This is a genomic window from Chromobacterium haemolyticum (assembly GCF_009936155.1).
GTDB classification, from domain to species: domain Bacteria; phylum Pseudomonadota; class Gammaproteobacteria; order Burkholderiales; family Chromobacteriaceae; genus Chromobacterium; species Chromobacterium haemolyticum.
Genome location: NZ_AP019312.1, coordinates 268,707 through 282,737 on the forward strand (window position 1 = coordinate 268,707; position 14,031 = coordinate 282,737).

Sequence of the window (14,031 nt, forward strand, 5' to 3'; positions counted from 1 at the left end):
CGAGTCTACCCGCCGCGTGGCAAAACGACGCTTGGCGCCCACTGGGCGACACCGGCTAAGCGGCTTCGCCCGGCTGGCCTTGCGCATCATTTTCCGACGCTGTGTCGGGTTGATGAGGCCTGCACGATCCGGCCCCGGCGCGGCGGCTTGCCGCCTGTCGGCCGCGCGGTGAAAGCGCTGCCGAAATAACGCCGTGGCGTGATGTCGATCTTGGGAGAATCAAGCGGGCTATGATACCCTATAACGCTTGAAATATTAAAGGTTTTGAACGAGGACACCATGTCGCTGACGCATCAGGATGTCGCACGAATTGCCAAGCTTGCCCGCATCAATGTCAATGAAGCGGAAATTGCCGCGACAAGCAAGCAACTCAATAATATTTTTGGCCTGATCGAACAGATGCAAGCGGTGAACACCGACGGCATCGAGCCGATGGCCCATCCGCAGGATGTCTCTTTGCGTTTGCGCGAAGATATCGTTACCGAAACCAATCAGCGCGAAGCTTTCCAGGCCGTGGCCCCGCAAGTGGAAAAGGGCTTGTTCCTGGTTCCCAAGGTCATCGAGTGATGCTCTGATTGCCTGCGCCGGTTTAGGTTCCCTCCCGCGCGGGAGGCCGGCGCCGGTCGCTGTCTGAAAGGACGGCGGCGCCATTCCCGGATAGCTAAAGATTCCATTTGAAATGACACAGTCTACTTTAAAGCAACTGTCGCGGCAGCTGGCGGCCAAGGAAGTCTCCAGCGTTGAGCTGGCCACCCAATATCTGGATCGGATCGAGGCGCTGAACCCGGCGCTCAACGCGCTGGTCACCGTCGACCGGGCCAAGACCCTGGCCGAAGCCGCGGCCGCCGACGCGCGCATCGCCGCCGGCGACGCCCATGCGCTGACCGGCGTGCCCATCATCCACAAAGATCTGTTCTGTCAGCAGGGCTGGAGAACCAGCTGCGGCTCCAAGATGCTGGACAACTTCGTGTCGCCTTACAGCGCTCACGTGGTTGAGCAATGCCAGGCCGCCGGCCTGGTGACGCTGGGGCGCGCCAATATGGACGAGTTCGCGATGGGTTCGTCCAACGAGAACTCCTTCTACGGCGCCGTGAAAAATCCCTGGGACCAGAAGGCGGTGCCGGGCGGCAGTTCCGGCGGTTCCGCCGCCGCCGTGGCCGCGCGGCTGACGCCGGTGGCCACCGCCACCGACACCGGCGGCTCCATCCGCCAGCCGGCTTCCCATTGCGGCGTTACCGGCATCAAGCCGACTTACGGCGTGGTGTCCCGATACGGCATGGTGGCCTACGCCTCCTCGCTGGACCAGGGCGGCCCGATCGCGCAGACCGCCGAGGACTGCGCGTTGATGTTGAATGTGATGGCCGGCTTCGACCAACGCGACTCCACCAGCCTGGAACGCGCCCGCGAAGACTACGCCCGCGATCTGAACCAGCCGCTGGCCGGCCTCAAAGTGGGCCTGCCGCGCGAATACTTCGCCGCCGGCCTGAGCGCCGACGTGGCGCGCGCCGTGGACGAGGCGGTGGCGGTGTTGAAGAAGCAGGGCGCGCAGGTGGTGGAAATCAGCCTGCCCAATACCGAGCTGTCCATTCCGGCTTACTACGTGATCGCGCCGGCCGAGGCCTCGACCAATTTGTCGCGCTACGACGGCGTGCGCTACGGTCATCGCGCCGCCGAGTACAAGGACCTGGTGGACATGTACGAGAAGACCCGCGCCGAAGGGTTCGGCAGCGAGGTCAAGCGCCGCATCCTGGTGGGCAGCTATGTGCTGTCGCACGGCTATTACGACGCCTATTACCTCAAGGCCCAGAAGATCCGCCGTCTGATCGCCAACGATTTCAAGGCCGCCTTCGAGCAGTGCGACGTGATTCTGGGGCCGGTGGCGCCGACCGCGGCCTTCGACATCGGCGCGATGAACGACGATCCGGTGCAGATGTATCTGTCCGACATCTACACGCTGTCGGTGAACCTGGCCGGTCTGCCGGGCATGAGCGTGCCAGCCGGCTTCAGCGCCAATGGCCGCCCTATCGGCTTGCAGATCATCGGCAATTACTTCGGCGAAGCGAAGATGTTGAACGTCGCGCATCAGTTCCAGTTGGCCACCGATTGGCATAGCCGCGCGCCGGTGCTGTGAAGCCAGCCGCTGCGCAACGCGAATACGACGTTGGGCGCGCTTGCCGTACTTAAATGTACTGCTTGCGCGCGCCTTGTCTTCAAGCGCCGCTCGCAGGCCGGCTAAGTTTACGTTTACGAGGGCGGCGTTTTAGCTCCGTCCTGGCATCAAAAAGGATTTTCCGACCATGAAATGGGAAGTCGTCATCGGTATCGAGGTGCATGTGCAGCTCAATACCGTCTCCAAGATTTTCTCCGGCTCCAGCACCGCCTTCGGCGCCGAGCCGAACACTCAGGCCTCCGCGGTGGAACTGGCCTTCCCCGGCGTGTTGCCGGTGCTGAACAAGGCCGTGGTGGACAAGGCCATCCGCCTGGGCTTGGCGCTGAACGCCAAGATCAACCAGAAAAACGTGTTCGCGCGCAAGAACTACTTCTATCCGGACCTCCCCAAGGGCTACCAGATCAGCCAGATGGACCTGCCTATTGTTGAGCACGGCCAGCTGAAAATCCTGGTGGGCGAGCAAGAGAAGGTGATAGGCGTGACTCGCGCCCATATGGAAGAGGACGCTGGCAAGAGCCTGCACGAAGACTTCCATGGCCTGTCCGGCATCGACCTCAACCGCGCCGGCACGCCGCTGCTGGAAGTAGTGTCCGAACCGGACATGCGCTCGGTGGACGAGGCGTTGGCCTATGTCAAGGCGCTGTACGCGCTGGTGACCTGGCTGGGCATCTGCGACGGCAATATGCAGGAAGGCAGCTTCCGCATGGACGTCAACGTGTCGGTGCGCCCGGAGGGGCAGAAGGAATTCGGCACCCGCCGCGAGATCAAGAACCTTAACTCCTTCCGCTTCCTGGAGCAGGCCGCCAAGTACGAAATCCAGTGGCAGATCGACACCCTGGAAGACGGCGGCAAAGTGCAGCAGGCCACCGTGCTGTTCGACCCGGATACCGGCGAGACCCGGATGATGCGCAGCAAGGAAGACGCGCATGATTACCGCTACTTCCCGGACCCGGACCTGCTGCCGGTGCGTATTTCCGACGAGCAGATCGCCCGCATCCGCGGTGAGATGCCGGAGCTGCCGGCGGCGATGCAAGTCCGTTTGGCCGAGACCTACGGCGTGTCCGCCTACGACGCAGCGCTGCTGACTTCCAGCCTGGCCCTGGCTCAGTACTTCGAAGCCGCGGCCAAGGCCTCCGGTCAGGGCAAGCTGGCCGCCAACTGGATCAATGGCGAGATCGCCGCGCGGCTGAACCGCGACGGCAAGGAGATCGCCGATTGCCCGATTTCGGCCGAGCGTCTGTCCGGCCTGATCGCGCGCATCGCCGACAACACCTTGTCCAGCAAGCTGGCCAAGCAGGTGTTCGACGCCTTGTGGGACAGCGAACTCTCCGCCGACGACATCATCGAGCGCGACGGCCTGAAGCAGGTGTCCGACGTCGGCGCCATCGAGAAGATGGTGGAAGAAGCGATCGCCGCCAATCCCAAGGCGGTGGAAGAATTCCGCGCCGGCAAGGAAAAGGCGCTCAACGCCTTGGCCGGTCAGGTGATGAAGGCTTCCAAGGGCAAGGCCAACCCGGCCCAGGTGCAGGATATTCTGCGACAGAAGCTGGCCTAATCCGGCGGAACTCCGGGACGGCGGCGCCGAATGTGGCGCCGCCGTCCTGTTTTTGTGTTGCGGCGCGGCAAGTGGTCTTGCATTGGACTGTCCTTGGAAATATTCCCAGGCCCGGGGTGTGGTGTTTCGGGAATAGTTCGAGTGTTAACAGCTCACTTTGACTGATGTTTTTAAGCCTCTGATTTGACAAGGAATCCGCTTTTTGCGCTGTCCGCTAAGTCATTGTCTCAAAAGGTGAATTAGAACTTCTCGATGTTGACCGTGGAGAAGTTCTTTCTTATAGTGGCGGAAAGTGGGGCGAAGTGGGTGAAAGTGGGGCATTTGCCCCAGGGGGCGACGGCCCCTTAGGTTTATTCGGTCAGCGGGCTCGAAATCATGATTGGTGGTGTCAGCATCTTGTCTCTCGATAGCAAGGGGCGTTTGGCTATTCCGGCTAAACACCGCGAGACACTGCTGTCCGCTTTCGGGCACAAACTGGTCGTCACCCTCGAGTCCCAAGACCACTTGCTGATCTACCCCGAACCCAACTGGCGTCCGGTCGAAGCCCGTCTGTTAGCCCTTCCCACCGGCAATCCCACTCTGAAACGTTACCAGCGCCTCGTGCTCGGCCACGCGGAAACGCTGGAAATGGACAGTGCCGGACGCATTCTGCTGCCCGCGCGCTTGCGCGATCTCACCGGACTCGACAAAGACGTCGCGCTGGTGGGCATGGGCAACCGCTTCGAGCTGTGGAACGCAGAGGAATGGGACAGCCAGACCGCTGACGCCCTGGCCATCGATCAAACCGATCTGGCCCAACACCTTGGAGACTTTACGCTGTGAGCACCACCCCTTTCGTGCACCTGACGGTGCTCTTGACCGAAGCGGTCGACGCGCTTGCCATCCGGCCGGATGGCACCTACGTCGATTGCACTTTCGGTCGAGGTGGCCACAGCCGCTTGATCCTGTCACGACTGGGGCCGCAAGGCCGCCTGATCGCCTTCGACAAGGATCCCGAAGCCATCGCCGTGGCCACGCGGCTGGCGGAGGAAGACCCGCGCTTTCAGATCGTGCACAACGGTTTTGAAGCGCTGGGGCAGGAACTGGACCGCCTGGGCGTGCCCCAGGTGGATGGCGTGTTGATGGATCTGGGCGTGTCCTCGCCGCAGATCGACGACGGGCGGCGCGGTTTCAGTTTCCGTTTCGACGCGCCCCTGGACATGCGTATGGATACCACCCGCGGCATCACCGCGGCCGAATGGTTGGCGACGGCAGACGAGGCCGATATCAGAGAGGTCATCAAGACTTATGGTGAAGAGCGGTTTGCTCGCAAGATCGCAGCAGCCATTGTTGCGCAAAGGGCTGACGCCCCCCTCCAGACCACGCGTGAGCTCGCCGTGCTCGTTGGGCAAAACGTCCGTACTCGGGAACCGGGTCAGGACCCCGCAACGCGTACCTTCCAAGCGATCCGGATCTTTGTGAACCGCGAGCTGGACGAACTCAAGGCGGTGCTGCCGCAGGCGGCGCGCCGCCTGGCGGAAAACGGCCGTCTGGCGGTGATCAGCTTCCATTCGCTGGAAGACCGCATCGTCAAGCAATACCTGCGCGACGCCAGCAGCGAGGAAAAGCTGCCGGCTTGGGCGATGGTGCGTGCTTCCGACATGGCGCAGCCGCCGATGTCCACCGTGGGCAAGCCGGTGCGCGCGGGCGATGAGGAGGTGCGCGCCAATGCGCGCTCCCGCAGCGCCATCATGCGCGTGGCCGAACGCACCGCCGCGCCGTGGCGGGAGATCGACGCATGAACAAGCTCAACGCGATACTGCTGGTCATCGTGGTGCTGTCCGCCTGGTCGGTGGTCACCTCGACCCATGTGTCGCGCAAGCTCTACAGCGATTTGCAGAAAGAACGCAAATCCGCCCAGCAGCTGGAGATCGAGTTCGGACAGCTGCAGCTGGAGCAGAGCACTTGGGGCGCGCATGCGGTGATTGAGAAAGCCGCGTCCAGCCGCCTCGACATGCATACCCCGGATCCGCGTCAGATCCAGGTGGTTTCACCTGGAAAGGGGATGTGATGCGCACTTACTCCCCGCGCCACCAGCAACGCATCCCGGATGCCAGCCCCGCGCTGCGAATGAAGCCGGGCCGCGTGCGTTTCGTGCTGCTCATGCTGGCGCTGTTGTTCCTGGCGCTGATCGGCCGCGCGGTTTACCTGCAAGTGATGCAGCAGGATTTTCTGCAGAACCAGGGCGAGGCCCGTTTCCGCCGTGCGCTGACGCTGGAGGCCAACCGCGGCGTGATCACCGATCGCAACGGCGAACCGCTGGCGATCAGCTCGCCGGTGCAGACCATCTGGGCCAGCCCGGCGGACATGGAGCCGGTGCCGCCGGCCAAGCTGCGCGAACTGGCGGCGATGCTGGATCTGTCGCCGGAAGAGTTGTCGGCCAAACTGTCCGACCGCAAGAAAGAATTTGTTTACATCAAGCGCCAGATCAGCCCGGAGTTGGCCGACAAAGTAATGGCGCTGGGCGTGCCCGGCATCGCCAAGCAGCAGGAATTCCGCCGTTTCTACCCGGCCGGCGAGATTGTGTCTCACATCATCGGCTTCACCGGCGTGGACGGCAAAGGCCAGGAAGGCGTGGAACTGGCGCGCGAGAAGATGCTGGCCGGCAAGGATGGCCGCCGCGTGGTGCTGAAGGATCGCCGCGGCCACATCATTGAAGACGTCGCCGCCATCGAGCCGCCGCGAGACGGCCAGAAGCTGGCGTTGGCGGTGGATCACCGCATCCAGTATTTGGCTTACCGCGAGCTGAAGGCGGCTGTGGAGCTTAACAAGGCCAAGGCGGGCAGCGTGGTGGTGCTGGATGCCCACACCGGCGAACTGCTGGCGCTGGCCAACTATCCGTCGTTCAACCCCAACAACCGCAGCGGTGTGACGCCGGAAATGATGCGCAACCGCGGCGTGATCGACCTGTTCGAGCCGGGTTCGACGATGAAGCCGCTGTCCATCGCGCTGGCGCTGGAAAACGGCAAGGCCGGCCTCAACACGGTGCTGGACACCCACACTTACATGATAGGCCCGGCCACCATCCGCGACGTGGCGCCGCGCCCCAGCCTGGACATCCTCGGCATCATCCAGAAATCGTCCAACGTCGGCACCAGCAAGCTGGCGCTGATGAGCTCGCCGGAACAAACCTGGAAGCATTACGACGCGCTGGGCTTCGGCCGCGCGCCGGAAACCGGCTTCCCCGGCGAGGCCGGCGGCCGGCTGCGAGACTGGCACAACTGGCGGCCCATCGAGCAGGCGACGATGTCCTTCGGCTACGGCATCTCGGTCAGCCTGATCCAGATGGCGCGCGCCTACACCGTGTTCGCCAACGACGGCGTGATGCTGCCTATCTCGCTGTACAAGACCAATACGCCGATGCCGGGCAAACGCGTGCTGGCGGAAAAGACCGCGCATGAAATGCGCGACCTGCTGATCGCCAACAGCCAGCCGGGCGGCGGCGCAGTAGGCGGCCGCATCATCGGTTACAGCATCGGCGGCAAAAGCGGCACCGCGCGCAAGCTGGAGGGCCGCACTTACGTGGCCAACAAGCACCGCGCGCTGTTCATGGGCTTCGCGCCGGGCAAATCGCCGCGCGTGATTGTGTCGGTGATGATAGACGAGCCCTCCGCGGGCAAATATTACGGCGGCGCGGTGGCTGCGCCGGTGTTCTCGCAGATCGCCGGCGGCGCGCTGCGAGTGCTGAACGTGCAGCCGGACGAGCCCTCCAACAACACTTTATTGCCGGAATCCACCCCGGTGCCGGTGGATTTTTGATCAAATCATGAAAAGCCGTTTGACCCCCATGCCGGATTGGAATCCGGCCGACATCAAGCAGTTGGGACTGCCCGTCAAGCGGGTGGAGACCGACAGCCGCCGCGTGCTGCCCGGCGACGTGTTCCTGGCGTGCCCCGGCCTGCATTCCGACGGCCGCGACTACATCCAGGCCGCGCTGGCGAAAGGCGCGGCCGCGGTGTTGTGGGACGATGCCGGCGGCTTCGCCTGGAACCCGCTGTGGCAAGCGCCCAATCTGCCGGTGCCGCATCTGCGCGACCGCATCGGCATGCTGGCGGCCGAGGTCTACGGTTACCCCAGCCGCGCGCTGCGCGTAATCGGCATCACCGGCACCAACGGCAAGACTTCTATTTCCCATTGGCTGGCGCAGGCTTTTTCGCTGCTGGGCCAGAAGGCGGCGCTGATCGGCACCGTCGGCAATGGTTTTTACGGCGAACTGACCGAAACGACCCACACCACGCCGGACCCGGTGACCATTCAGCAGAAACTGGCTGAATACCGCCGTCAGGGCGCGCATGTGGTGACGATGGAGGTATCCAGCCACAGCCTGGATCAAAGCCGCGTCAACGGCGTGGACTTCGCCACGGCGGTGCTGACTAATCTGACTCGCGATCATCTGGACTATCACGGTTCGATGGAAGCCTACGGCGAATCCAAGAAGAAGCTGTTTTTCTGGGAAGGCCTGAAACACGCGGTGATCAACGCCGACGATGAATTCGGCAGGCAATTGGCCGCCGAAATCGATCCGGCCCAGACCCAAGTGGTGACTTACGGCCTGGAGCAAGGCGATGTGCGTCCGCTGGCGCTGGCCGCGACGCTGGACGGCCTGCAACTGACGGTGACCACCCCCTGGGGCATCGCCGATGTGCGCACCGGCTTGGTGGGACGCTTCAACGCCGCTAATCTGCTGGCCTGTCTGGCCACCTTGTGCGTCAACGGCGTCAGCCTGCGCGACGCCGCCGCGGTGATGGCGCGCATCCAGCCGGCGCGAGGCCGCATGCAGAGCGTGGGCGGCGCGCACGAGCCGCTAGTGGTGATCGACTACGCCCACACCCCGGACGCGCTGGAAAAAGCCTTGTCCACTTTGGCCGAGATTCGCCCGGAAGGCGGCCGCCTGTTCTGCGTGTTCGGCTGCGGCGGCGACCGCGATCCGGGCAAGCGCCCGATGATGGGCGCCATCGCCGAGAAAATCGCCGACGTGGCGGTGCTGACCAGCGACAACCCGCGCACCGAAGACCCGCAAGCCATTCTGCGCGACGTGCTCGCCGGCATGCAGCGGCCCGGCCATGTCGAAGTCGACCGCGAAGCCGCCATCCATTGGGCGGTGAGCCAGGCGCGCGCCGGCGACGTGGTGCTGGTGGCCGGCAAGGGGCATGAGGAATATCAGGACATCGCCGGCGTCAAACGGCCGTTCTCCGACTTCCGCGTGGCGGAAGAGGCGCTGACCGCTTGGGGGGAACGCGCATGATGACGCTGCTGCAGGCCGCCGAACTGGCCCGGGGCGCATTGAGCGGCCCGGACGGCGACATCCTGCGCGTAGTGACCGATAGCCGCGAGGCCGGTCCCGGCGATCTGTTCGTCGCCTTGAAGGGCGAACGCTTCGACGCCCACGACTTCGTCGCCGAGGTTGTCGCCAAGGGCGCGGCCGCGCTGGTGCGCGCGGATTTTGACTTGCCCGGCGCCAGCCTGATCCGCGTCGACGATACCCGGCTGGCCCTGGGCCGGCTGGCTTCCGGCTGGGCGCTGCGCCAAGCGGCGCTGCGCATTGGCGTCACCGGTTCCAACGGCAAGACCACGGTCAAGGAAATGCTGGCGGCGATTCTGCGTCGCCACGCCGGCGCCGACGCGGTGCTGGCCACCGCCGGCAACTTCAACAACGACATTGGCCTGCCGCTGACCCTGCTGCGCCTGACGCCGGAGCATCGCTACGCGGTGCTGGAGATGGGCATGAACCATCACGGCGAGCTTAGCTATCTGACCGGTCTGGCCCGGCCGCATGTCGCACTGGTCAATAACGCGATGCGTGCCCATTTCGGCTATTTCGGCTCCACCGAGGAGGTGGCGCGCGCCAAGGCGGAAATCTTCGAAGGCCTGGATGAGGGCGGTGTGGCGGTGTTGAACGCCGATGACGCCAATCTGGCGCTGTTCCGCCGCGCGGCGGACGGCCATCGCCAGATCGCCTTCGGTCTGAACCCCGAAGCCGATGTTCACGCCGTCGACATCGAGCTGGGCGCCTTGAACAGCCGCTTCACACTGCGCTGCGCCGACGGCGAGCGGCGGATAGAACTGCCGGCGCCGGGCGAACACAATGTGCGCAACGCGCTGGCCGCCGCCAGCCTGGCGCTGGCCGCCGGCGTGCCGCTGGACGACATCGCCGCCGGTCTGACGGCCTTCGGCGGGGCCAAGGGCCGTTTGCAGCTCAAGCAAAGCCCGCGCGGCTTGAGCGTGATCGACGACAGTTACAACGCCAACCCGGACTCGATGAAGGCCGGAATCGACGTGCTGACGCGCTTGCCCGCGCCGCGCTGCTTCGTGATGGGCGACATAGGCGAATTGGGCGAAGCCGCCGATGCGCTGCACGCGGAAGTGGGCGAGTACGCTCAGGCGCGCGGCATTGATCTGCTGCTGACCTTGGGCGAAGCCTCGCGTCACGCCGCCGTCGCTTGCGGCGCGGGCGGCAAACATTTTGATTCGATTGACGAGTTGTACGAGTTTCTCGACCGGCAGTTGCCGTCGGGTGCCTCCGTTCTGGTCAAGGGGTCGCGCTTCATGCGCATGGAACGGGTGGTGGAACACCTGATGCAACAATTTAGAGAGGAACAATAACGTGCTGCTCTGGCTGGCTGAAATGCTGGGCTCCCACATCCGGGCCTTCAACGTCTTCAACTACATCACGCTGCGCGCGGTGATGGCGGCGCTGACCGCGCTGGCGATCTCGCTGCTGCTGGGGCCGTGGGTGATCCGCAAACTGACCGAGCTCAAAGTGGGCCAGGCGGTGCGCAACGATGGCCCGCAAACCCATCTGGTCAAGGCCGGCACCCCGACCATGGGCGGCTCGTTGATCCTGCTGGCCATCGGCCTGACCACGCTGCTGTGGGCGGACCTGTCCAATAAATACGTGTGGCTGCTGCTGGCGGTGATGTTCGGCACCGGCGCGCTGGGTTTTTACGACGATTGGCGCAAGGTGGTGTACAAGGACCCGAAAGGGGTGTCCGCCAAGTTCAAGATGGTCTGGCAGTCCGCCATCGCCATCGGCGCCGGCGTGTTCCTGATCGCCACCGCCAAGCTGCCGGCGTCCACCGAGCTGATCGTGCCTTTCGTCAAGACCATCTCCTATCCGCTGGGCGCGATCGGTTTCTGCATCCTGACCTATTTCGTCATCGTAGGCACTTCCAACGCGGTGAACCTGACCGATGGCCTGGACGGCCTGGCGGCCTTGCCCACCGTTCTGGTGGCGGCCGGTCTGTCCATCTTCGCCTATGTCGCCGGCCACGCGGTGTTTTCCAAATACCTGGGCCTGCCCTTCATTCCCGGCGCCCACGAGGTGGTGGTGTTCTGCGCGGCGATGTGCGGCGCCTGCCTGGGGTTCTTATGGTTCAACGCCTATCCAGCCCAGGTGTTCATGGGCGACGTCGGCGCGCTGGCGCTGGGCGCGGCGCTGGGCACCGTGGCGGTGATTGTGCGTCAGGAAATCGTGCTCTTGATCATGGGCGGCCTGTTCGTGATGGAAGCGCTGTCCGTGATGATCCAGGTGGCTTCGTTCAAGCTCACCGGCAAGCGGGTGTTCCGCATGGCGCCGCTGCATCACCACTATGAATTGAAAGGCTGGAAGGAAACGCAAGTGGTGGTGCGTTTCTGGATCATCACCATGATGCTGGTGCTTGCCGGCCTGTCCACCATCAAGCTGCGTTGAGGAAGAACATGGATTACGCGAATCGTCACGTCGTGGTGGTGGGCTTGGGAGGCTCGGGCCTGGCGGCCGCGCGCTACCTGGCCGCGCACGGCGCGCGCGTGAGCGTGGCCGACGCAAAACCGTCGGCCGAGCGCGTGGCCGAACTGCGCGCCTTCCTGCCGCAGGCGGAAGTGCGCGGCGGCGACTTCAACGAACAGACCTTCGCCGACGCCGACCTGCTGGTGCTGAGTCCGGGCGTGCCGCTGAAGAACCCGGCCGTCGCCGCCTTCCGCCAAGCCGGCGGCGAGGTGATAGGCGATATCGAAGTGCTGGCGCGCGCGATTCGCGGCGACGGCAGCAAGGTGATCGCCATCACCGGCTCCAACGGCAAGAGCACAGTCACCAGCCTGGCCGGCCATCTGTGCGCCGTAGCCGGCCTGGACGTGGTGGTGGCCGGCAATATCGGTCTGGCGGTGCTGGAAGCGCAGCTGGAGCGCGAGCAAAGCGGCAAGCGTCCGGACGTGTGGGTGCTTGAACTGTCCAGCTTTCAGCTGGAATCCACTTACAGCCTGGAGGCCGACGCGGCCACGGTGCTGAACATTTCCGAGGACCACCTCGACCGTTACGACGACCTGCTGGACTACGCCCACACCAAGACCCGGGTGTTCCATGGCGCCGGCGTCCAGGTGCTGAACCGCGACGACGCGCTGGTGCGCGCGATGGTGCGGCCCGGCCGCGCGGTCAAATGGTTCTCGCTGACAAAGAATGCCGCATTCGCGTTGCAGCAGGATGACGGCAGCTACTGGCTGAGCCTGGACGGAGAGCGGGCCTTCGATTGCGCCGAAATGCGTCTGCAGGGCCTGCACAACGCCGCCAACGCGCTGGCCGCGCTGGCTTTGTGCGAAGCCGTGGGCGCGCCGCGCGCGGCGCTGCTGCAAGGGCTGAAAACCTTCCAGGGTCTGGAACATCGCGTCGAACTGGTAGACGAAATCGGTTCGGTTGCGTTTATCGATGATTCCAAGGGCACCAATGTCGGCGCCACCGAGGCGGCCCTGAACGGCATGACCCGTCCGGTGGTGTTGATCGCCGGCGGTGACGGCAAGGGACAGGACTTCGCGCCGCTGGCGCCGGCCTGCCGCCGCATCGCCCGCGCCGTGCTGTTGATTGGCCGCGACGCCGGCAAGATTCGCGCCGCGCTGGCCGCCACCGGCCTGCCGCTGCAGGACTGCGCGACGCTGGAAGAAGCCACCCGCCGCGCGGCGGAACTGGCGCGGCCCGGCGACGTGGTGCTGCTGTCGCCAGCCTGCGCCAGCCTGGACATGTTCCGCAACTACGCGCATCGCGCCCAGGTGTTCATCGACGCCGTGCGCGAGCTGAAGGCGCGGCAAGCGGAGGCGACGCGGCCATGATCGTGCACGGAGCCCGGCGCTACGCCGCCATCAAGCCGTTCGACGAAGCGCTGTCCTGGGCGCTGGCCCTGCTGTTGTCGATCAGCCTGGTAATGGTGTACTCGGCGTCCATCGCTTACGCCGAGGCCGACGCGGCCACGCACAACCGTTACTTCTATCTGATCCGTCACATGATCTTCATGACGATAGGGCTGAGCGCGGCCTATATCGCCTTCCAGATTCCAACGGCGTTTTGGCAGAAGTACTCCGGCAAGATTTTTCTGATTGGGCTGGTATTGCTGGTGCTGGTGCTGATTCCCGGCATCGGCAAGATGGTCAACGGCTCGCGGCGCTGGATCAACTTGATCGTGTTGAACCTGCAGCCGTCCGAAGTGATGAAGTTCGCCACCGTGCTGTACGCGGCGGATTACACCGTGCGCAAGAGCCATCTGCTGCACAGCCTGAAAGAAGGCTTCGCGCCGATGTTCGCCGCCATGGTAGTGGTGGCCTTCCTGCTGCTGCGCGAGCCGGACTTCGGCGCGCTGATGGTGGTGATGAGCATCGCGATGGGCGTGCTCTTCCTCGGCGGCATCAATATGCGCATCTTTAGCGGGCTGGCGGTGATGGCGGTGGGCGCCATCGTGGTGCTGATCATCTCCTCGCCGTATCGCTTGAAGCGAGTGTTGGGCTTCATGGACCCGTGGGACGACCCGTACGGCAAGGGCTATCAGTTGTCGCACTCCTTGATCGCCATCGGTCGCGGCGAGTGGTTCGGCGTCGGTCTGGGCGGCAGCATAGAGAAGCTGTTTTACCTGCCGGAGGCGCATACCGACTTCATCATGGCGGTGATTTCGGAAGAGTTCGGTTTTGCCGGCATTTGCGTGGTGGTGGGTTTGTACGCCTGGATTGTGCGGCGCGCCTTCCACATCGGCGTGGAGTCGAAAAAGCTGGAGCGCTATTACCAGTCGCTGGTGGCGCAGGGTCTGGGCATCTGGCTCGGCATCCAGGTGTTTTTCAACATCGGGGTGAATATGGGCCTGCTGCCGACCAAGGGTTTGACCTTGCCGCTGATGTCCTTCGGCGGCTCGGCGATGTTGATGAATTTGATCGCGGTGGCGGTGCTGCTGCGGGTTGATTATGAAAACCGCCGCATCATGCGCGGCTACAAAGTGTAGCCGCGCATGAGCAGCGCTGTCAGGCGCGTGAGGGC

General features: G+C 64.1%; 12 protein-coding genes. All 12 read left to right on the plus strand.

The features are described 5' to 3' along the window. Window positions 1–279 precede the first annotated feature (279 nt). The 12 genes from gatC (at window position 280) to ftsW (ending at window position 13,996) form a co-directional block, all read left to right on the plus strand. Window positions 280–567 (plus strand): Asp-tRNA(Asn)/Glu-tRNA(Gln) amidotransferase subunit GatC, encoded by a 288-nt coding sequence (gatC, locus tag GYH29_RS01195; RefSeq protein WP_043592439.1) that lies wholly within the window; start codon window positions 280–282, stop codon window positions 565–567. Window positions 568–679: 112 nt separating this feature from the next. Beyond that, a complete protein-coding gene (gatA, locus tag GYH29_RS01200) occupies window positions 680–2,131 on the plus strand; it encodes an Asp-tRNA(Asn)/Glu-tRNA(Gln) amidotransferase subunit GatA (RefSeq protein ID WP_161523072.1) in 1,452 nt (483 codons plus the stop codon). A 166-nt stretch (window positions 2,132–2,297) separates the two neighbouring features. Continuing rightward, window positions 2,298–3,725 carry an Asp-tRNA(Asn)/Glu-tRNA(Gln) amidotransferase subunit GatB gene (gene gatB / locus GYH29_RS01205; RefSeq protein WP_161523073.1) on the plus strand — a complete coding sequence of 476 codons (1,428 nt, stop codon included), beginning with the start codon at window positions 2,298–2,300 and terminating at the stop codon, window positions 3,723–3,725. A gap of 375 nt (window positions 3,726–4,100) precedes the next feature. After that, complete coding sequence (gene mraZ / locus GYH29_RS01210; protein ID WP_039755270.1) at window positions 4,101–4,547, plus strand: division/cell wall cluster transcriptional repressor MraZ; 447 nt, start codon at window positions 4,101–4,103, stop codon at window positions 4,545–4,547. Further along, window positions 4,544–5,506 carry a 16S rRNA (cytosine(1402)-N(4))-methyltransferase RsmH gene (gene rsmH, locus GYH29_RS01215; RefSeq protein WP_019102081.1) on the plus strand — a complete coding sequence of 321 codons (963 nt, stop codon included), beginning with the start codon at window positions 4,544–4,546 and terminating at the stop codon, window positions 5,504–5,506. The genes mraZ and rsmH overlap by 4 nt, the downstream gene beginning before the upstream one ends. Next, on the plus strand, window positions 5,503–5,775 hold the full coding sequence (gene ftsL, locus GYH29_RS01220) for a cell division protein FtsL (RefSeq protein WP_019102080.1): 273 nt from the start codon (window positions 5,503–5,505) through the stop codon (window positions 5,773–5,775). The genes rsmH and ftsL overlap by 4 nt, the downstream gene beginning before the upstream one ends. Continuing rightward, window positions 5,775–7,523 carry a peptidoglycan D,D-transpeptidase FtsI family protein gene (locus tag GYH29_RS01225; RefSeq protein WP_019102079.1) on the plus strand — a complete coding sequence of 583 codons (1,749 nt, stop codon included), beginning with the start codon at window positions 5,775–5,777 and terminating at the stop codon, window positions 7,521–7,523. The genes ftsL and GYH29_RS01225 overlap by 1 nt, the downstream gene beginning before the upstream one ends. 7 nt (window positions 7,524–7,530) lie before the next feature. Continuing rightward, window positions 7,531–9,009, plus strand: coding sequence for a UDP-N-acetylmuramoyl-L-alanyl-D-glutamate--2,6-diaminopimelate ligase (locus GYH29_RS01230; RefSeq protein ID WP_081574413.1), 1,479 nt, complete (start codon window positions 7,531–7,533; stop codon window positions 9,007–9,009). Next, a complete protein-coding gene (locus GYH29_RS01235; protein ID WP_019102077.1) occupies window positions 9,006–10,367 on the plus strand; it encodes a UDP-N-acetylmuramoyl-tripeptide--D-alanyl-D-alanine ligase in 1,362 nt (453 codons plus the stop codon). The genes GYH29_RS01230 and GYH29_RS01235 overlap by 4 nt, the downstream gene beginning before the upstream one ends. A gap of 1 nt (window position 10,368) precedes the next feature. After that, window positions 10,369–11,454, plus strand: coding sequence for a phospho-N-acetylmuramoyl-pentapeptide-transferase (mraY, locus tag GYH29_RS01240; protein WP_019102076.1), 1,086 nt, complete (start codon window positions 10,369–10,371; stop codon window positions 11,452–11,454). An 8-nt stretch (window positions 11,455–11,462) separates the two neighbouring features. After that, window positions 11,463–12,842, plus strand: coding sequence for a UDP-N-acetylmuramoyl-L-alanine--D-glutamate ligase (murD, locus tag GYH29_RS01245; protein WP_107732962.1), 1,380 nt, complete (start codon window positions 11,463–11,465; stop codon window positions 12,840–12,842). Next, window positions 12,839–13,996 carry a putative lipid II flippase FtsW gene (gene ftsW, locus GYH29_RS01250; RefSeq protein WP_019102074.1) on the plus strand — a complete coding sequence of 386 codons (1,158 nt, stop codon included), beginning with the start codon at window positions 12,839–12,841 and terminating at the stop codon, window positions 13,994–13,996. Before murD ends, ftsW begins: the two co-directional genes overlap by 4 nt. Window positions 13,997–14,031: the final 35 nt, after the last annotated feature.